We start from the raw sequence: 19,462 nt of genomic DNA, 5'->3' as shown, positions 1-19,462 counted from the left end.
ACAACAAGAAAGCTTCATTCGCTGACTTCCGCAAGGAGTGCCAAAGCCCCGCCGCTGCAAAAACGGGGGGCTTGCCGGGACATCTGCCCGCTTTAGCGGCGGGGCTGTCTCGTATTGTCCAGCGGCTTCGTGAGGCTGAGGCGCGTCTTGACCGTATTGAACGGGCGGCGGATGACGATATCCGCCATCGCTCTCAGGTTGAACGGGATGAACGGCCACAAATAAGGAGCGTTGTACGAGCGCTGCGTCGCCAGCAGAATGACCCACACCGTCGCGCCGATGACAAGCCCCGGCACCTTGAACAGCGCCACCAGAACGAGCAGCGACAGCCTGGCGATCCGGTTGGCCAGACTAAGCTCGTAGCTGGGCGTGGCGAACGTGCCTATGGCCGCCACGGCCAGGTACAGGATGACTTCGTTGACGAACAGCCCCGCCTTGACGGCGATATCGCCGATCAGAATGGCGGCCACCAGGCCCATGGCGGTAGCCAGAGGCGTCGGCGTATGGACGGCGGCCATCCGCATCAGGTCGATGCCCAGCTCGGCGATCAGGAACTGGCCGATCAGCGGAATTTTGGCTGCCTTCTGCGGGCCGAGAAAGTCGAGCCCGGCCGGCTTCAGCTCCGGCGAAATGACCATCAGCAGCCAGAGCGGCAGCAGGAACAGGGAGGCGGCAATGCCCAAAAAGCGCACCCATCGCAGGTAAGTTCCCACCGTCGGCGTCTGCCGGTACTCCTCGGCATGCTGCACATGATGGAAAAATGTCGTCGGCAAAATCATCACCGAAGGGGACGTATCGACAAAGACGCAGACATGACCTTCCAGCAGATGGGCCGTGATGACGTCGGGCCGTTCGGAATACCGCACCATCGGATAAGGATTCCAGCTGTTATCGAACATCAGCTCCTCCAGCTGCTTCTCGGCCAGCGGCAGTCCGTCCACCTTCACCTGACGGATTTTGTCCCGAATCGACTCGACCAGATCCATATCGCAAATATCCTGAATGTAAGCGAGGCAGACGTCGGTCTGCGTCCGTTCGCCGGATTTCATAATCTCCAGCATAAGCCGCGGATCGCGCAGCCTGCGGCGGACGAGCGTCACGTTGGTGAGCAGCGTCTCCACGAACCCGTCGCGGGAGCCGCGAACGACCCGCTCCAAATCCGGCTCCTCAGTTGTGCGCGACGGGAATGTTTTGGCATCGACGAGCACCGCTTTCGTCTCGCCCTCAAAGAAGAAAGCCGTTCCGCCCATCGCCACGTAATCGACCGCTTCCTTGAGCCGGTCGGTCTTCTTGACCTGAATATGCGGAATGAGCGCTTCGTCGAACAGCTCAATGATCGCCGTGCGGCGCTGCGCCGCCCCTTCTCCGCCCTGCCTCTGCTCCGCCTCGCCCCGCTCGCCTTCCGCGCGCTCTCTGATGCCCGGAGCCCCCGGCGCGTCCGCCGACTCTCCTTCCTTGACGTTAAGCAGCCTGTCGGCATAGGAGAGCCGCTCCAGAATCGTCGTCAGCACGACGTCTTTGGCAAAGCCGTTGTAGTAGAAAATGCCCGTCTTCGTGCCGCCGAACACCATCTCCCGGAAGACGACGTCGAAGCTTTTGTTCAAGCCGACCTTTTCCTCCAGCACCCGCTTCAAGTCGTTAAAGTCAGGGAAAATCCGGTCTTCTTCCTTCAGCTTCTGCTCCTCGTAAGTCAGCGTTTCTTCCGGATCGTTGCACGGCATGCCGGCAGACTTCGCGCCGCCGGACGGCTGGTTTGCTCCATGAGCGGCGGCGGATTCGCCTCTCGTTGTCCGCACCGTCAAGCCGGTGCCGGCGGGCTGCGCCGCGTGATTCCCGGCTTGACCATGCTCCGTCGCGCCAGCCTGGACCCCGGCATGCTCCGGGCGACCGGCCGCCTCGCCGGTCTCCGCCGCTTCGCGCGGCGCAGCCTCCAAGCCTTGCGCCTCCTCCGGCAAGTCCTCGATAATGTTGCCCTCGCTGTCGATGATCAGCTTCCTGCCGGCATCCGGCCTGCGGGCCGGCTTTCCTTTTAACAGACGGGCTTTTCTGAATTGCTTGGTCATCGTATCCATCATCCTCCCGAAACAGTTCAAGGTCCGAGCCAGCCGAGCCAATCCGCAATCGATCCGAACACTTTGCCCAGGATCATGGCCATCAGCAGCCACATGATGTATGTATCCAGACGAACGCGCTTGGCCAAAATCGGCAGCACATTGATAACCTCTGTCAGCGCCGCCGCCAGCATCCCGACAAAAGCGCCGGCCAGCAGACCGACAAAGGCGGCAGCCAGCGGAAAAAAGCGATAGTTCCAATCAAACATATCGGTCCACGTAAAAAACACGGAGCCGAGGACGACCGCTCGCTCATAGAAGCGAATTTTGCTGTACGAGTTCGTAATTTGCGCCAACCTCGGTATGATATTCAGCACGACCAGGAAAGCGACCATCCCGCTGCCGACGACGAGACCGCCGGCGAGGCCGATAAAGACGAGAGCGAAGCCTGTCAGCAGCGCACTCAAGTCGCACCCGTCCTGTCGTGCATTTTGCCGTATTCCTCCGTCACAATGTAATGGTTGACGCTCTCCTGGTACAAGAACACCTCGACATCGAGCGGGCTCGGCTCTTCGTTGAATTTTTTCTTGAACAGATGGTTGAAGAACACGACCATTCCGACCCCGATGCCGATTGAATAAGGGATTTGCAACAGCAGCGGCCGATCATTATCCAGCCCTGTCACCAGCCGGTAAATGCGGGCATGCACCTCGGCCATGCTGACGTCGGCGTGAAAATTCATAATGGCCAGGCCCGATCCGATAAATAAGAGCAGCCATACGATGATAATGAAGATAATATTCGGCGGTTTGGGCGGATCGCCCACCTCCACAAGACAGTGAGGCTCGCCGAAATGCTCGATCTGCATCAAAGGGTAGCTGGCCCGGATGCGTTCGACGATCAGCATCATATCGATCAGCACGATGTTGCCGTCGTTTTCGCGCGGACGGTAGAGCACAATACGGTGCAGCGCTTCTTCATAGGCCGGGTCCGCGATCAACTGTGCGGCCTGGCCGAGGAGCACCGCTTCGCCGCGGCGAATGCTCAGTCTTTTGCGCAGGCGCAAATAGACGGTCGGAACGGAAGCGGGCTGCATGAAATTCCCTCCTTACCTCATTTGCAGCATGATCCTAAACGAAAGAGGCTCTACATGGATGTAGTATGTTCCAAAGGAAGGAGAAGCCATGCTCCGGCCGCCATGGCAAAAATTGTGCGGGCAGCCCCGGCGGGGCTAAAGCGGGCTGCGGCTCAATGCTGTGCGGCAAGCCCGCGACAGCTCCAAAAAAAGAACCGGACAGCTACTGAGCTATCCGGTTCTTTATCGATTGCAGTATTTTTTTCTCGAGACGGGAAACCTGCACTTGCGAGATGCCGAGGCGGCTGGCCACCTCCGACTGCGTCTGGTCGCGAAAATAGCGCAAATAGACGATGAGCCGCTCCCGCTCGCTCAGCGCGCCGATCGCCTCGTTCAGAGCCAGCTTCTCGAACCATTTGTCCTGAGTGTCGTCGGCAATCTGATCCATGAGCGTAATCGGATCGCCGTCGTTCTCGAAGACGGTCTCGTGAATCGAGGACAGCGGCTTGTTCGCCTCCTGGGCGAGCACCACATCCTCCGGCGAAATGGACAGCTCCTCAGCCACCTCGTTCACCGTCGGCAGCCGGCCGAGCCGCTTGGACAGCTCGTCCTTCGTCTTGCGTATTTTGTTGGCCAGCTCCTTCAAGGAGCGGCTGACCTTCAGCGTTCCGTCGTCGCGCAGAAAGCGCTGAATTTCGCCGATAATCATCGGGACGGCGTAAGTGGAAAACTTCACGTCGTAGGAGAGGTCAAACTTGTCCACCGATTTCAGCAGGCCGATGCAGCCGATTTGAAACAAATCCTCGGCCTCGTACCCCCGGTTGAGAAACCGCTGAACGACCGACCAGACCAGACGAATATTGCAGTTAACCAGCGTTTCCCTGGCCACATTGTCGCCGGCTTGGCTAAGCGCGATCAGCCGTTTGACCTCATTGTCGTCCAAATAGCTGTGTGAGGCGTGCTTCAAATCCACGTCCATAGATCAGACCCCTAATTGAACATCGCTTTTTTCGATTCGATTCGCTTCTTCATTCGGATCTTCGTGCCTTCGCCAACGGCCGTCCATATTTCGATCTCATCCATGAAGTTTTCCATGATCGTAAAGCCCATGCCTGAGCGTTCCAGCTCTGGCTTGGAGGTGTACAGCGGCTGCTTGGCCAGCTCCAGATCCTGGATGCCCGCCCCTTTGTCCTCGATCGTGATGTATACCGTTTCGTCCTCGATCTCCGCCGTGATGGTGACAATGCCGTCGGTACGGTGCTCGTATCCGTGAATGATCGAATTCGTCACAGCTTCGGAGACGACCGTCTTGATATCCGTCAGCTCCTCCAGCGTCGGGTCGAGCTGCGAGACGAAAGCCGCCACGGCGACGCGGGCGAACGATTCGTTCTCCGACCGGCTGGCGAATTGCAGGATCATAAAATTCCGCTCCTTCATGATACGACCTCCAAACTGGCAATCGCTTGCGATTCCGTATCTTGAACGGACAAAATTTTAAACAGCCCCGACATTTCGAACAACCGGAATACGGAGGGGTTGGCATCGCATACGACCATTTTCCCGCCTTTGGCCGTAATTTGCTTGTAGCGTCCCAGAATGACGCCCAGACCCGAGCTGTCCATGAAGGACAGCTCTTTCAAGCTAAGCACGATATGGCGGATATCTCCCGCTTCAATCGCTTCCTCCATCTTCTTGCGGACCGTTTCCGCCGTATGATGATCAAGCTCGCCCTTCAGCCGGACGATTAACGCGCTACTGCGGTTTTCCAACTCGATTTGCAAACTCAAGGTGCTCACTCCTTCCCATTCTGCCCCACTCTTTCTACGCCGGGTTTTCCTATTCCTTCCTTCCCGACAAAACTAGAAGAAATGCGGCAGAACTAGAAGAAAAGCGACACGCTCGGACAAACGGGCAAGCTTGACAGCATACGAGGGCGTCAATCGATAAAGAACAGATGCTTGGCCGTCCGCTTCATCAAGGTCCACCAGCCGGCCTTCTTCACTTCCACCGGAGATTCCAGCGGGAACTCGGCGATCACCTGATCTCCCTTAAAGACAACCAGCTTGCCGATCGGCTGTCCAATCGCGATCGGCGCCTTCAGCTTTTCCTGCAGCTGAATCTCGTGGCGGATGCCATCAGCCGCTTCGCCCTTCTTCAGCAGCACGCTGTACGGATGCTGGGCCGTCAGCGGCACGATCGGCTGCTCGCCCTTGCTCACCTTCATCTCGCCCATCGAATCGCCGGTTTTTAAAATCGGCAAATTCGTATATTGGGAGAACGAATAATCGAGGAGGCGAGTGACTTCGGCATTCCGCGTCTTCGTATCCGGCTCGCCCATGACGACCGTAATGACCCGGAAATGATCCCGTTTCGCCGTAGCCGCCAGGCAAAACTTCGCCTCGCTCGTATAGCCTGTCTTCAGCCCGTCGGCCCCTGCATAGAAGCGCACCAGCTTGTTCGTATTGACGAGCCAAAACGGCTTCGACGTATCCTTGCGCAAATAGTCCTGATAGACGCCGGTATATTGGGTCACCTCTTCGTGCTTCAGCAGCTCCTTGGACATCAGCGCAATATCGTAAGCGGACGAATAATGATTGTCTGCGGGAAGCCCGTTGGCGTTCGCAAAATGCGTATTTTTCATTCCCAGCTCTTCGGCTCGCTTGTTCATCAGCTGGACGAACGCTTCCTCGGAGCCGGCGATTTTCTCCGCCATCGCTACGGAGGCATCGTTGCCCGACGCCATCGCGATGCCTTTGAGCATGTCGCTTACGGTCATTTCTTCCCCGGGCTCGAGGAAAATTTGCGATCCGCCCATCGATGCCGCATACTCGCTGGTGCGCACCTTCTCGTCCAGCTTGATTTTGCCTTGATCCAGCGCCTCCATAATCAAGAGCATGGTCATAATTTTCGTAATGCTGGCCGGAGGCAGCTTCGCATCTTTATTTTTCTCGAACAAAATCGTTCCCGTATCGGCGTCGATGACAACTGCGGACGCGGCGTTCGGAGCCAGATCGACCGGCGCTTCGGCCGGCGCCTTGCCGTCCTGCTGCGCCTGCTTGTCGCCTGCCTGCTTCTGGTCAGCCTGCTTTTTGCCGTCCTGCTTGTTGTCGGGTTTCTTCTCGTCAGCCTGCTTTTCGTCTGCTTGCTTGTTGTCCGCGTTCTTCTCGTCAGCCTGCTTGTCACCTGCTTGCTTGCTGTCGGCTTTCTTCTCGTCGGTCTGCGCCGCTACCGAATGATCCTCCTGGGGCGCGGCCCATGCAGCCCCCGAAATCGAGAAGAGCAGCGCCAGTTGGATCGCCAAGATCCATTTCATGATTGTTGGGAGCATACTTGTTCTTCCCCTCCTGAAAGAGACTTGTAAGCCATATGAAGCACTGGTAATCATTGTTTACGCTTTTTATCGAAAATATTCCGCTTCCAGCAGTTTTCGCCAAGCCATTTAGCAGCCTTACTCAAACGCCGTGCCTCCAGCGGCATTCATCCATTGTTTGAGAAAACCGTAAGCTCCGCCTAACGTCCTTTATCGTGTCAAAACGATACTTTGCTGCGACCGGGGATACGCGACCGGCGCCCCCCGAGCTTCGCCTCGAACACCGCATTGGCTTTCAGAGTCCGTGTTACGTTCGGGACTTCGCATTGGCGTTCAGACTCTGCGTTAGCGCTGCCCCTTCCTGGGCACACCCGAGCACATGAGGCGGCGAATCCTGCAAAAAATGCAACATTTTCGGTATCCTTCGTACTAGAGGAAGGGGAATGTTGTATTTTGTGCAACAATTTGGGCGAGATGGGCTTCAAATCGAAGAATATCGCCCGAAATGTTGCACTTTCTACAACATTGAGCCGTGAATGCGGGTCATTTCCCTGTTTTTGTTGTACAAAATACAACATTTGCTCTCTTGAAAAATCAGCTTTATCTACAAGCTGAATTTTCGGGCACCGCAGGTGACGACCGATGACGACAGGAAGCGCTCGTCATCCGCGGCTCCCCGCGGCATCTGAATCCGTCTCGAACTCGGCACGATGCTTCTGGCGCCTGTTCGATCCACCGATGGCAGCCCGCGGGATCGGCGCGAGAAAAAGAAAGCCAGGCCGCAGCGCTAACGCTTGCCACAGCGCTTATCCAGCCATAAATGACCGATTCGGGAATGTAACGCTTGCCAGACATCTTATTTGGCCTTTGGGCGTTCTAAATCGGGGTTCCGTGCCGAATAGCGCCGCTCCGTTTCGTTACAATATGAAAAGCGTTCGATTCGTGGAAATAGCGCTTGTCGCCAGCGTTAGAGTCATGGCGGCGATCAGATATGAGCAAGACGATGATTCTGATAGGTTGATGCCAAGGGAAAAATGATTGCTTGAAAAATGCGGCGGGAGCTTAAGTCGAGAGTTTAAGTCGGAAGTTGACGGCAGGAGCTTAAAGCGAGAGTTTAAGTCGGAAGTTGACGGCAGGAGCTTAAGGTGAAAGTTTCAGGCGGGGATTTAAAGAGAATAAAAGACCCGCAAGCAGGCCCGCTTCGTGGGAAGCGTCCGCTTACGGGTTATAAGCTTGGCGAATATTCGCTATTCATCGGGCCAGGTGCGTTATTGCGGCATTCGCTCGATGCCTTCTTTGGTAATCACCGCGTAAATCAGCGGCTTGGGAGCAGGCGGCTCGTGCGAGAAGCGGAAGGCTGCCAGCGCCGCCGCGGTCATCCGCGCCGTCACCACTTCCTCTGCCTCGTTCATATGCAGCTCGGCGAGCGGTTCCCCGGCGCTCACTTTGTCCCCGGAGCGCCGCAGCAGGCGGATGCCGACGGCCGGCTCGATCGGGTCGTCCTTCTTCGCTCGGCCGGCCCCGAGCCTCATCGCCGTCACCCCCAGCTGCTCGGCATCGATGGAAGCGATGTAGCCGTCCTGCGGGGAAACGACAGGCACGACGCTGCGGGCGGCCGGCAGCAGCTCCGGCTGGTCGGCGATCCGCGGATCGCCTTCCTGGGCGGCGATCATCGCCTTGAATTTGTCCAGCGCCGCGCCGCTGGCGAGCAGTTCTTCGGCGAGCCGCAGGCCTTCTTCGCGGGTCGTCGCCTTGCCGCCCAGGCGAATCATGTGCGAAGCCAGCTCCAGGCAGAGCCGCGTCAGCTGCTGCGGCCCGCGGCCCGCCAGCGTATCGACGGCCTCGCGTACCTCCAGCGCATTGCCGATCGAAGGCGCCAGCGGCTCGTCCATGTCCGTAATGACCGCGACCGTCTCCCTGCCGACCTGGGCGCCGATCTCGACCATCGCCTGGGCGAGCTCGATCGACGCCTCGAGCGTCTTCATGAAAGCGCCGCGGCCCGTCTTCACGTCAAGCAAAATCCGATCCGCGCCTGACGCGATTTTCTTGCTCATGATCGAGCTTGCGATCAGCGGGATCGAATCGACGGTGGCGGTGACGTCCCGCAGCGCGTACAGCAGCTTGTCGGCCGGAGCAATATTGCCGGACTGGCTGATAACCGCCAGCCCGATCTCGCGCAACTGCCGCAAAAAAGCTTCTCGCGTGCGCTCGACGGCAAAGCCCGGGATCGCTTCCAGCTTGTCGATCGTCCCCCCGGTATGCCCGAGCCCGCGGCCCGACATCTTGGCGACGGGAATGCCGGCCGCCGCGACGAGCGGTCCGAGCACGAGCGTCGTCGTATCGCCGACGCCGCCTGTACTATGCTTGTCCACCTTGATCCCGGGAATCGCGGACAGGTCGACCTGCTCCCCCGAGCGGGCCATCGCCAGCGTCAGATCGGCCGTTTCCCGCGGGGTCATGCCCTGGTAATAGACCGCCATCGCCCAGGCGGCCATCTGATAATCGGGAACGGCTCCGTTCGTATACCCTTCGATCAGCGCGGCAAGCTCCTCTGCGCTCAGCTCGCCGCCGTCCCGCTTCTTGCGAATCCAATCGACCGCACGCATTCGTGTGCCTCCTTACGCTAGTGTAAACTTTTCCAATGACTGTATTATAAGCTACCGCCAGGGCAAAAGAAAAGAAGCCCCGATATTCCCGGAGCTTCCGCGGATCGATGGCCTTATTGGACAACGAGCTTCGTCACCATCTGGTCGTGACCCGGACCGCACGGCAAGGCGCAAATTACCTCGTACGTACCCGGCTTGTCGAACGTCACCTGCTGGGATTTGTTGTTGTTGTCCAGCTTAATGCCCAGGCCTTTGATTTCGACAGCGTGCAGGCCTTCCTTGTTTTGCAAGGTAACCGTCACCGTCTCGCCGGCTTTCACCGTATATTCGGGCTGATCGAACTGATAGTTCGTCGCAACGAACTTCAGCGTCGGGCCGGCAGCTTCTTCCTGTGCCCTCTCTGCCTGACGGGCGGAAATATTTTGGAACAATACGCCCGTACCCAGAAGGCAGGCGATAATAAACAACGAGAACATAGCCCACTTTTGCATCGGTATCCCCCCTTACTGTTGGCCGTAAAAAACGCATCTGCTTTATTGTACAAAAAGATCGAAGGTGATCGAAATGTGTTTTCCGGCGATTCCCATGAACACTTTGTGACAAATTTGCCGGCGGCAGGTGGCCTCGGCTTTATCTTTCGCCTTTTTGCCGCAAAATCATTCCGGCAGGTTCATCCGCGTCCGCCTCACACTTCCCGCACAAACTGCCGCACGAGCTCAATGAACACCGGCTTCGTCCGGTTCGCCACCTCCACCACCTGCTCGTGCGTCAGCGGCTCCAGCTCCTCGCCGATCGCCATATCGGTGATGCAGGAGACGCCGAGCACCTGCAGACCGGCATGACGCGCGGCGATCGTCTCGCCGACCGTCGACATGCCGACGGCGTCGCCGCCCAGACGGGCCAGCATCGTCAGCTCCGACGGCGGCAAATAATTCGGGCCGGCGATGCCCGCATAGACCCCCTCCTGCAGCCGCACCGCTTCTCCGCGGGCCTCGCCGTAACGCGCGGCGATCTGCTTGAACAGCTCGCGGCAGGAGCGGCTGTACGCTTCCGACATATCGGGAAAGCGCGGGCCGAGCTCGGGATGGTTCACCCCGACCAGCGGGTTGTCGCCGGTCAAGTTCAGATGGTCCCGAATCAGCATCAAATCGCCGGGCCGAAAAGCGCGATTCATCCCCCCTGCGGCATTCGTCAGGATGAGGGTGGACACGCCGAGCTGCTTCATGACATAGACGGGGAACACGACCTGCTTCATGGAATAACCTTCGTAATAATGAAACCGTCCCTGCATGACGATCGCCTGCTTGCCTTCCAGCCGGCCGATAACGAACCGTCCGGCATGTCCGGCCACCGTCGATACCGGAAAGTGAGGGATCTCCCCGTAAGGGATGACGACCGGATCTTCCACGTGCTCGGCCAGATCGCCGAGTCCCGACCCCAGAATCAAACCGATCTCCAACGCCTGGCGGGAAATGCGGTCCTCGATCCACTGTACCGCTTCCCGAATGTGCTGAACGTAATCGATGGGCATAGGTTATGCAGCTCCTTTCGCTTCGTGCGGCTGATTCGCCTTGGCCCCGTTCGCTTCCTGCCCGCTCAGAGCTTCGGTATGATGCCGAGAATAAGCCGCAAAAATTTTTGCTTCTCCCGCTCCGTCGTCTCCATCACTTCTTCATGCGAAAGTGGCTGATCGAGAATGCCCGACGCCATATTGCTGATGCAGGAGAAGCCGAGCACCTCGATGCCGGCGTGGCGGGCGACGATCACCTCGGAGACGGTCGACATGCCGACAGCGTCGGCTCCCAGCGTGCGCATCATGCGAATTTCCGCAGGCGTCTCGTAGGACGGGCCGAGCAGCCCGATATAGACGCCCTCCTGCAGCTTGACGCCCTGCGATTCGGCGACTTCCCTGGCGATTTGCCGCAGCCGCTTGCTGTACGCCTCCGACATATCGGGAAAGCGCGGGCCGAGCTCGTCCAGGTTCGGTCCGATCAGCGGGTTGCGGAAGGTGAAATTGATATGATCCTTGATCAGCATCAGATCGCCGACCTCGTAGGAGGTGTTGATGCCTCCGGCGGCGTTGGTCACGACCAGCTTCTTCACGCCCAGCTCCTTCATGACGCGAACGGGGAAGGATACGACTTCGACCGGGTAGCCTTCATACAGATGGAAGCGCCCTTTCATCAAGATGACGCGGCGGCCGGCCACCGTGCCGACGACAAGCTCTCCGGCATGCCCTTCCACCGTCGATACCGGAAAATGCGGAATATTCTCGTAGGCGATAACGACCGGATTCTCCACCAGCTCGGCGATAATGCCGAGGCCGGAGCCGAGGATGAGCCCGATCTCGGGCTCGCCGTCGATCTTGCCGCGAATAAACGAAGCTGCCTCGCGAATGTTGTTCAATACGTCCATATTTGCCATTTGGCAGATCCCCTCCCAATGAACCGTTTCGACTGCGGGTTTACTCAACTTACCTAGACTTCATTTACTTAAGCTCGCTCAAAAAGCTCGTGCCGAACCCGGTGCCGGCCGTGCCGAAGTTGTCGGCAACCGTAGCTCCGATATCCGAGAATGTATCACGGATACCGAGCGAGCCGCCGCCGGCCAGGCGCGGGCTGTATACGATCAGCGGCACGTACTCGCGCGTATGGTCGGTCCCGTGATGGAACGGATCGTTGCCGTGATCTGCCGTGACGATGAGCAGATCGTCTTCCCCGATCTTCGCCATGATCTCAGGCAGCCGTTCGTCGAATTCGTTCAAGGCCGCCGCGTAGCCCTCGGGATCGCGCCGGTGCCCGTGCAGCGAATCGAAGTCGACCAGGTTGGTGAACAACAGCCCTTCGAAAGGCTTGCCAAACTCGCGGATCGTCGTATCGATGCCGTCCGCATTGCTTTTGGTCGGCAGCGCGGACGTCACCCCTTCGCCGGAAAAAATGTCGTTGATCTTGCCGACGGCGATGCACTGAAGGCCCGCGTCCTTCAGCCTGTTCATCACTGTCGGGGCCGGAGGCTTCACGGCATAGTCATGGCGATTCGGCGTGCGCTTGAAGCTGCCCGGCTCGCCGACGTACGGGCGGGCAATGACGCGCCCTACCGCGTACGGCTCCTCCAGCGTCAGCCTGCGGGCGATTTCGCAGGCGCGGTACAGCTCGTCAAGCGGAATCACGTCCTCGTGCGCGGCCAACTGAAAGACGCTGTCCGCCGACGTATAGACGATCCATTCCCCTGTCTTCATCTGCCGCTCGCCCAGCTCGGCGATGATCTCGGTTCCCGAGGCCGGCTTGTTGCCGATGACCTTGCGCCCCGTCTCCCGCTCGAACGGCTCCAGCAGCTGCGGCGGAAAGCCGTCCGGGAAGACGTTGAACGGAATGTCCACCTTCAGCCCCATGAGCTCCCAGTGGCCCGTCATCGTATCTTTGCCGACCGACGCCTCGGCCATTTTCCCGTAATACGCGCCGCGGCACTGCGCCGGGCGGATGCCGTGAAGCGGCGCAATCGAGCCGAGCCCCAGGCTTTCCATATGCGGCAGTTGCAGCGCCGGCACACGCTCGGCGATATGGCCAAGCGTGTGCGCGCCCGCATCGCCGAACCGGGCGGCATCGGGGAGCTCGCCAATGCCCACGCTGTCCAGCACAATGAGGCAGATTCTCCGGAATTTCATTAGCGGCACCTCCATCATTTACGGCCGGGGCCTCATTCTCCCGCGGCTTGGTTCATGAAACATTTGGCATTATTATCGCAAATCGGATTTTCTTTTGCAAAGCATTTGTTGCATCTGACGCGAAGGAGCCCGGATGCAGCGCACAGCAAAAGCCCGGGTCGCGGGGCGCTGGCGGACCAGGGCGTCGTCATGTCGGTTCAAGCCTGGCGCGAGGATGCGCCTGATCGTACACGTCCTTCAGCTTCGTGCGGGTCGCCGACATATAGATTTGCGTCGTGGAAATATCGGCGTGGCCGAGCATCTCCTGAACCGAGCGAAGGTCGGCACCGTTCTCCAGCAGATGGGCCGCGAAGGAATGGCGCAGCGTATGCGGAGCAATCTCCTGGCGAATGCCCGATTCCGCCGCATAGCGCTTCATAATTTTCCAGAAGCCTTGCCGCGTCATTCTCGAGCCGAGATGGCTGACGAACAGCGCTTCCTCCGGCTCGGCCGATTTCAGCAGCCGCGGACGCGCGGATGTCAGATAGGCTTTGAGAAAGCTGGAGGCGACGCCGCCCAGCGGGATGATTCTCTCCTTCGCCCCCTTGCCGTAGCAGCGAATATAGCCGAGCTCGAGATTGACGCTGCCGACGTTCAGCGAGATCAGCTCGGAGACGCGCATGCCCGTCGCATAGAGCAGCTCCAGCATGGCCTTGTCCCTCATCCCGCCGGGCGTTTCCGCCGCAGGAGCGTTCAGCAGCGTCTCCACTTCGGCAACGGTCATAATCCGGGGCACCCGCTTCTCCTGCTTGGGAGCCTCGATATGCAGCGACGGATCGGCGTCCACCGCGCGTTCCCTGACAAGGTATTGATAAAAAGCCCGAATCGATACCAGATTCCGCGATACGGTCGCCGCCGCCCTGCCGAGCGAGCGAAGCCTGGACAAATAGCCAAGCAGCTGGACTCTGCCCGTATCCTTGAGGCTGCGAATGCCTTGATCCTCCAGAAAACGAATGTACTGCGCAATATCTCTTTCGTATGATTCCAACGTGTTCGGGGACAGCCCCTTCTCGTCGGACAAATAGCTCATAAATCGCGCCAGATCGTTCTTCATGCGACAACCCCTTTGCTTGGTGACCGAGAATGGCATCGTTTGTGCATACCGAATCACTTCTACAGCATGGGGCATTTTTCCTGCTTGCCAAGCGCGAAGCGGCCAGCGGTTTTCACCCGGGCAAGTCTATTCGCCGATCCAATAAAACAGCTTGAGCCGCTGGGCAAAATCGTCCTCCGCGCCGAACAGCGATCTGTTGTCGTGCCGGAAAACCTTCACGGCCTGTCCGCTTGGCTCGCGGTACCGGTGAAGCGGCTCGATCCAATCTTTAAAAAACACCAGCAGATGGTAGATCACGAATGTGAACGTTGCAAACAACAGCAAAAAACGGAATCGGCCCATCCATTTGCGCACATGGAATACCACAGGATCTCTCCTCTCCCGCCGAGACGCTTCGGCTCCATAAAGAGTGCTCTTCGTCCATCCTATGATCCGGGCATTCCGTTTATGTGTCCGGCCTGTCTCCCTCCGCCGCTTGTCAGCTGATCGGCAAGAGGGAATCGAGCGCGGTATGGGGGAGGCCGACCGCCTCCGCGACGGCAGCGTGAGTGACATGCCCATTATACGTATTGACGCCCAGGCGCAGCGCGGAATTGCCGTACAGCGCTCGAGTGACTCCCTTGCCGGCCAGCTCCAGCGCGTAATTGATCGTCACGTTCGTCAGAGCGAACGTCGAGGTGCGCGGAACCGCTCCGGGCATATTGGCCACCGCATAATGAATGACGCCATGCTTCTCGTAGATCGGCTCGCTGTGCGTCGTCACCCGGTCGACCGTGGCGATCGAGCCGCCCTGATCGACGGCGACATCGACGATGACCGCTCCGGGCTTCATCGACTTGACCATCTCCTCGCTGACAAGCTTCGGCGCGCGCGCTCCGGGGATGAGCACCGCCCCGATCAGCAGGTCCGCCTTCTGAACGGCATTGGCGATATTGTACGGGTTCGATACCAGGGTGCCGAGCCTGCCAAAAAAGACGTCGTCCAGATAGCGGATGCGCTCCGCGCTCCGTTCGATGACGACGACGCTTGCGCCGAGGCCGAGCGCCATCTTGGCCGCGTTCGTGCCGACTACGCCGCCGCCGAGGATAATGACCTCGGCAGGGGGAACGCCCGGCACCCCGCCGAGCAAAATACCGCGCCCCCCATGATACGTCTCCAAATACTGCGCCCCTACCTGAACCGCCATGCGGCCGGCGACTTCGCTCATCGGCGTCAATAAAGGAAGGCTGCCGTTTGGCAGCTGAATCGTTTCGTAAGCGATGGAGGTTACCTTGCTCTGCACGAGCGCCTCGGTCAGCCGGGGCTCTGCCGCCAGATGCAGGTATGTAAACAGAATGAGCCCATCGCGGAAATAGCCGTATTCCTCGGGAAGCGGCTCCTTCACCTTCATCACCATTTCGGACCGGCTCCACACTTCGGCTGCCTCCGGGACGATAATCGCCCCTTCCTTGCCGTATTCCTCGTCGCTGAAGCCGCTTCCCGCCCCCGCTCCGGTCTCGATCAGCACCGTATGCCCTTCCGCGGTAAGCATGGCCGTGCCTCCGGGCGTAATGGCTACCCGGTTCTCGTTGTTTTTCAATTCCTTCGGTACTCCGATGATCATAGTCCACGAACCTCCTCCAGCATAGCGTGCGCCCTTTGAGCGGCTAATATGCCGCTTTCTTAATGTTGCCGAAAGTTTCACTTCGCTAAATGCATCAAGGCGAAGGGCGTAAACTGCGGCCGTTCATCCGATCTTCGACAGACGTTTTCTTATTCATATGCAGCGAAGAGGACGCGGGTCCCGGCTACATCAGATCGTGATCGGGCCGGGTTCGGCCACGACAAAAAAACCGCCTGAAACAAAACGTTCAAGCGGGCGATTCCATGCTGACATATTATCTTGAAAATTGGGCGAAGTCCGCCCCGGCGAATTTCAGTTCCGAAGATGACGGCCGATGGCGAAGGCATCACTCGTCGCAGGCGTCAGACAAAAGCAGTTCGCAAGCGGAAGGCCTACGACAAGGCTTCGCGGTTCATAAGCGTCTATTGTTCATTTTTGCCCCGGCACCGATGGCAGATCCCTTGAAAATCGAGACGGTGATCGAGCACCTGAAAGCCGAATTCCTGCTCGACTCTCTCCTCCAGCGGTCCGAGCCAGTCTTCCATAATTTCATCCACGGCGCCGCACTGCACGCAGATCAAATGATGATGATGGTGATGAGTGCTGTCGTTGCGCAGATCGTAGCGGGCTACGCCGTCTCCGAAATTCATCTTCTCCAATATATGCAGTTCGCTGAGCAGTTCCAGCGTCCGGTATACGGTCGCAAGTCCGATCTCCGGCGCAATTTCCTTTACGAGCATGAACACGTCTTCCGCGCTTAAATGATCCTCTTCATTTTCAAGCAATACCCGTACGGTCGCTTCGCGCTGAGGAGTCAGCTTATAGCCCTGCGCCTGCAGCTGCTGTTTTATTTTATCGATGCGAGATTCCTCCATGCTCCTCCCCCTACAAGTTTGCCGAGGGCAAAACCGCTTCAAAAGCTGATGCCAGGCCTCGCTCTCCGGCCCATCCAGGCTGCGTAACCGGAAACAGAGCTTAAAGCGCGCTGACACTTCAGAAGCCGAATATCGATAATATCTATTCAAGTTTGCCGAGGGCAACACGTCTGCTATCAAAAGCTTTTGTTTTCATTATAGGTTGAGGAGCGCATGAAAGTCAAACATTCGTTCCGAGGTCACAACGGGAGCGTGATCAGCATGGGCGTCACCCACTTCATCATGACCGGCGATGCGTAGGCCTCGAACATCGCCACCCCGGCCATCAGCATGACGGACAGGGCGCAGGCCATGGTGAAGCGCATGAACGGCTCGCGAAGCGTACCCTTTTTTTGGTAAAAGCGATTTTTGACGAGATGGATCGAGAACGCCATCGCCGTCACGCTGCAGACGATCATCGTCGGAATGACGACGACGTTCGGCGGCACGACCGAGACGAGCGCGAACAAGAGACCTTTCCACGACAGCTGCCCGATCATATAGCCGACGGTGAAGCCGACCAGCACGCCCTTCAAAAAATCGAGGATGAGAATGAGTGGCAGTCCGATGACGGACAGGCCGAGAAACCAAATAATGAGCAGCCATTTGGCATGCAGCGAAAAGGCGCTTTTAAAGGCAGTCAGCTCATCCCCGGGTCCGCTGTTCTCGACGGTGGTGAAAAAATGCCCGAGATGGCGGGTAATTTCTTCTTTCTGCTCCAGCGACAGCGCGCCGACCATGACCGCCCCGAAGATGACGCCGGTAACGAAAATGACGCTTACGAAAATATATAACGGCATATGCTCCTTCATATAGTGCTGCAGCATTCGATGGCCCATCATTCGTTATTGTCCCTCCTTGTCCCGTTACTTCATCGTATGCAGCCGGGACAAGGGATATGACGGGCGCGGGCGTTCAATCCGCCTTGATGACTTTGCCGTATCGGCCTCCGCCGCCCGTCTCGAGGCGCAGCGTGCCTTCGCGGGCCTGAATGATTTTGGCGGCGATCGCTTCGCCCGCTGTCTCTGCCAGCTCCTCGTACGACACCTGATGAAGCAGGTTCATCTCCGTGCCGAAGCGCTCCAGCAGCCGGCCGAACGTGACACGGCCGAGCCCGGGGATATATTCCAGCGGAACCTGGTAGCAGTATGGAGGCCGATGGGACGGGATGTGCGGCTCCTCGCGGTCGGCGATGCTCATAATTCGGTCCATCACGCCGCGCACGATCGAGTTAGATCCGCAATAAAGACAGCGTTCGGCGGCCGTCTCCCGCTCGTCCAGCACGCGGCCGCAGGCTTCGCAATACGTCCGGTGATATTTGCCGAGGCGCGGATTCAGCCCGTAATTGGCCGATACGCGCCGCCCGTCCTCGCGAGCCAGCGCTTTGCGCAGCTCGGCGAAGCTCGCTTCGGCCAGCTCGATCCGGTTGTACTCGCGGCCGATCTTCGGCAGCGAATGCGCGTCGGAGTTGGTCAGGAACGTATAGCGGTCAAGCTCGCTCAGACAGCCGGCCATCTCGGAATCCGCGCTCAGTCCGAGCTCCACTGCGGCGACCAGCTGCGGATCGAGCAAATGTTCAAGACGGGAAGTGGCGCTGCCAAGCAAGCTTTTGTAAGGGGTAAAAATATGCGCCGGCACCAGCAAGCCGCCGCGGTCCGCCACTTCCTGCTGGAGCGTGCGGGCAGGAACGTACAGACGCTGCGAGCTGAGCTGCACGTTCTTCATATGCCGCGACAGCCAGGCGGTAAATTCTTCCATGACGCTCAAGGTCGGCATATATGCAAGCAGGTGCGCAGCTCCCATGCCCGGATCGCGCACCTCGATTTCACTGCCAAGAATGATCGTCGTCCGGCGGTAGCGGATGCCGCCACCGGGTATTTCCTCCATTTCCCCCGAATCCAAAAACTGCTTCATGTCGCGCTGTACGCCGGGAGATTGACAATCGATGATGCCGACGATGTCCATGCCCTTGCGCTCGGAGGCTTCCTCGGCAATGTTGCCGAACGTCAGGCTGGCGGCAGCGCTGATCTTGACCGGCTCGCCCCGCTCCGTCCGGCCAATATGAATGTGCAGGTCGGCATAATACGGCTTTAGCTCGGACATGCTACAGCGCCCCCGTCAGCTTGTACAGCTTCCAGGCGTACACGGCGAGCACGGTTTTGGCGTCGCTGATGCGCGCTTCGCGGATCAGGCGCTCCGCTTCCTCCAGCGTCACCGCCGAGCAATCGAGAAATTCGTCGTCGTCGGGGTTCGCCTGCCCCCGCTCCAGCCCCTCGGCGATATACAGGTGCAGCAGTTCGTCAGCGAAGCCGGGCGACGTATAGAACGAGCTGAGATGCCGCAGCGAGGCGCAGCGATAGCCGGTCTCCTCCTCCAGCTCACGCCTGGCGGCGTCCATCGGGTCCTCGCCCGGATCGAGCTTGCCTGCGGGAATTTCGACCTGGCTTTTGTTCAGCGGCTTGCGGTACTGCTCGACGACGAGCATCTTCTCCTTATCGCCAAGCAGCGCCAGCACGGCGACAGCGCCGGGATGCTTCACGATCTCCCGCGTCGCCTCCCGGCCATCGGGCAGGCGGACGGTATCGACCTGCAGCGAAATGATTTGGCCCTGAAATATCGGCTCGGTGCGCAGTGTAATTTCCTCGAACTTGCGGCTTGGATCTTGGTTCATCGATATCTTAATCCTTTCTTCGTCAGGATCGGCGTTGTGCTAAGAGACAACCTCCATTATATCACGCGATGCGCATTCGCGGCACGAAAAGCTCAATTCCTGTTCAAGGGAAAGCGGAGGGATTGTCGAAAGGCCCTGCTCCCAACAATTGTAATGTAGTTTCACATAAAGTTCCATCGTCATTAGTTTTTTTTCCTTTTACTTTCATTACTTAATTGCTCAACTTTCGCACCTAGAAAATCAATGTAAAACCAATTGTAGAGCGGGTTTAAGGTCTGTTGAATAGCCAGCTTGCCAAAATAGAAAAACACCGCTTCGTTTGGTAAAGTGAGAGTGACGACTTCCACTACCAGACAGAAGAGGTGTCTTCCATCATGATAGACCATCAGCCCGACCTGAATCAACTGCCAAACGAATTAAAGCCTGCTTTTCAAGAACTGAAAGTGCTGAAACATCTTCAACAAGCTGGATTCCG

At 58.3% G+C, this 19,462-nt stretch carries 19 protein-coding genes; all 19 read right to left on the bottom strand.

Annotated elements, in window-relative coordinates:
• Positions 1 to 92 precede the first annotated feature (92 nt).
• Positions 93 to 2,063 (bottom strand): spore germination protein, encoded by a 1,971-nt coding sequence (locus tag F591_RS0121600; protein ID WP_026326798.1) that lies wholly within the window; start codon positions 2,061 to 2,063, stop codon positions 93 to 95.
• A 26-nt stretch (positions 2,064 to 2,089) separates the two neighbouring features.
• Positions 2,090 to 2,518 carry a stage V sporulation protein AB gene (locus tag F591_RS0121595; protein ID WP_019536699.1) on the bottom strand — a complete coding sequence of 143 codons (429 nt, stop codon included), beginning with the start codon at positions 2,516 to 2,518 and terminating at the stop codon, positions 2,090 to 2,092.
• Complete coding sequence (locus F591_RS0121590) at positions 2,515 to 3,147, bottom strand: stage V sporulation protein AA (RefSeq protein ID WP_019536698.1); 633 nt, start codon at positions 3,145 to 3,147, stop codon at positions 2,515 to 2,517. The genes F591_RS0121595 and F591_RS0121590 overlap by 4 nt, the downstream gene beginning before the upstream one ends.
• Before the next feature lie 202 nt (positions 3,148 to 3,349).
• Positions 3,350 to 4,105: an RNA polymerase sporulation sigma factor SigF gene (gene sigF, locus F591_RS0121585; RefSeq protein WP_019536697.1), complete on the bottom strand. Its 756-nt coding sequence runs from the start codon at positions 4,103 to 4,105 to the stop codon at positions 3,350 to 3,352.
• A gap of 11 nt (positions 4,106 to 4,116) precedes the next feature.
• Entirely contained in the window at positions 4,117 to 4,563 is a 447-nt protein-coding gene (gene spoIIAB / locus F591_RS0121580; protein ID WP_019536696.1) for an anti-sigma F factor, read from the bottom strand.
• Entirely contained in the window at positions 4,560 to 4,913 is a 354-nt protein-coding gene (gene spoIIAA / locus F591_RS0121575; RefSeq protein WP_019536695.1) for an anti-sigma F factor antagonist, read from the bottom strand. Before spoIIAA ends, spoIIAB begins: the two co-directional genes overlap by 4 nt.
• A gap of 149 nt (positions 4,914 to 5,062) precedes the next feature.
• Positions 5,063 to 6,454 (bottom strand): D-alanyl-D-alanine carboxypeptidase family protein, encoded by a 1,392-nt coding sequence (locus F591_RS28710; RefSeq protein ID WP_026326797.1) that lies wholly within the window; start codon positions 6,452 to 6,454, stop codon positions 5,063 to 5,065.
• Positions 6,455 to 7,704: 1,250 nt separating this feature from the next.
• Positions 7,705 to 9,042, bottom strand: coding sequence for a pyrimidine-nucleoside phosphorylase (locus F591_RS0121565; RefSeq protein ID WP_019536693.1), 1,338 nt, complete (start codon positions 9,040 to 9,042; stop codon positions 7,705 to 7,707).
• A gap of 113 nt (positions 9,043 to 9,155) precedes the next feature.
• Entirely contained in the window at positions 9,156 to 9,533 is a 378-nt protein-coding gene (locus F591_RS0121560; protein WP_019536692.1) for a cupredoxin domain-containing protein, read from the bottom strand.
• Between the two features lie 194 nt (positions 9,534 to 9,727).
• On the bottom strand, positions 9,728 to 10,573 hold the full coding sequence (locus tag F591_RS0121555; protein WP_019536691.1) for a purine-nucleoside phosphorylase: 846 nt from the start codon (positions 10,571 to 10,573) through the stop codon (positions 9,728 to 9,730).
• Between the two features lie 65 nt (positions 10,574 to 10,638).
• Positions 10,639 to 11,466 (bottom strand): purine-nucleoside phosphorylase, encoded by an 828-nt coding sequence (locus F591_RS0121550; RefSeq protein WP_019536690.1) that lies wholly within the window; start codon positions 11,464 to 11,466, stop codon positions 10,639 to 10,641.
• 64 nt (positions 11,467 to 11,530) lie between these two features.
• The gene (deoB, locus tag F591_RS0121545; RefSeq protein ID WP_019536689.1) at positions 11,531 to 12,706 is read right to left on the bottom strand and encodes a phosphopentomutase; all 1,176 of its coding nucleotides are present in this window, start codon (positions 12,704 to 12,706) and stop codon (positions 11,531 to 11,533) included.
• Positions 12,707 to 12,893: 187 nt separating this feature from the next.
• A complete protein-coding gene (gene xerD, locus F591_RS0121540) occupies positions 12,894 to 13,799 on the bottom strand; it encodes a site-specific tyrosine recombinase XerD (RefSeq protein ID WP_019536688.1) in 906 nt (301 codons plus the stop codon).
• Positions 13,800 to 13,925: 126 nt separating this feature from the next.
• Complete coding sequence (locus tag F591_RS0121535; RefSeq protein ID WP_019536687.1) at positions 13,926 to 14,165, bottom strand: DUF4227 family protein; 240 nt, start codon at positions 14,163 to 14,165, stop codon at positions 13,926 to 13,928.
• A 112-nt stretch (positions 14,166 to 14,277) separates the two neighbouring features.
• Positions 14,278 to 15,402 carry an alanine dehydrogenase gene (gene ald, locus F591_RS0121530; protein ID WP_019536686.1) on the bottom strand — a complete coding sequence of 375 codons (1,125 nt, stop codon included), beginning with the start codon at positions 15,400 to 15,402 and terminating at the stop codon, positions 14,278 to 14,280.
• Positions 15,403 to 15,824: 422 nt separating this feature from the next.
• Entirely contained in the window at positions 15,825 to 16,277 is a 453-nt protein-coding gene (gene fur, locus F591_RS0121525) for a ferric iron uptake transcriptional regulator (protein WP_019536685.1), read from the bottom strand.
• A 239-nt stretch (positions 16,278 to 16,516) separates the two neighbouring features.
• A complete protein-coding gene (gene spoIIM, locus F591_RS0121520; RefSeq protein WP_019536684.1) occupies positions 16,517 to 17,158 on the bottom strand; it encodes a stage II sporulation protein M in 642 nt (213 codons plus the stop codon).
• A gap of 73 nt (positions 17,159 to 17,231) precedes the next feature.
• The gene (locus F591_RS0121515; RefSeq protein WP_019536683.1) at positions 17,232 to 18,419 is read right to left on the bottom strand and encodes an endonuclease Q family protein; all 1,188 of its coding nucleotides are present in this window, start codon (positions 18,417 to 18,419) and stop codon (positions 17,232 to 17,234) included.
• Between the two features lies 1 nt (position 18,420).
• The gene (locus F591_RS0121510) at positions 18,421 to 18,987 is read right to left on the bottom strand and encodes an NUDIX hydrolase (RefSeq protein WP_019536682.1); all 567 of its coding nucleotides are present in this window, start codon (positions 18,985 to 18,987) and stop codon (positions 18,421 to 18,423) included.
• Positions 18,988 to 19,462: the final 475 nt, after the last annotated feature.

The sequence above is a fragment of the Paenibacillus ginsengihumi DSM 21568 genome (assembly GCF_000380965.1).
GTDB lineage: Bacteria > Bacillota > Bacilli > Paenibacillales > NBRC-103111 > Paenibacillus_G > Paenibacillus_G ginsengihumi.
The sequence above is the reverse complement of the archived record's forward strand: the minus strand, read 5'-3'. Positions and strand labels throughout refer to the sequence as shown.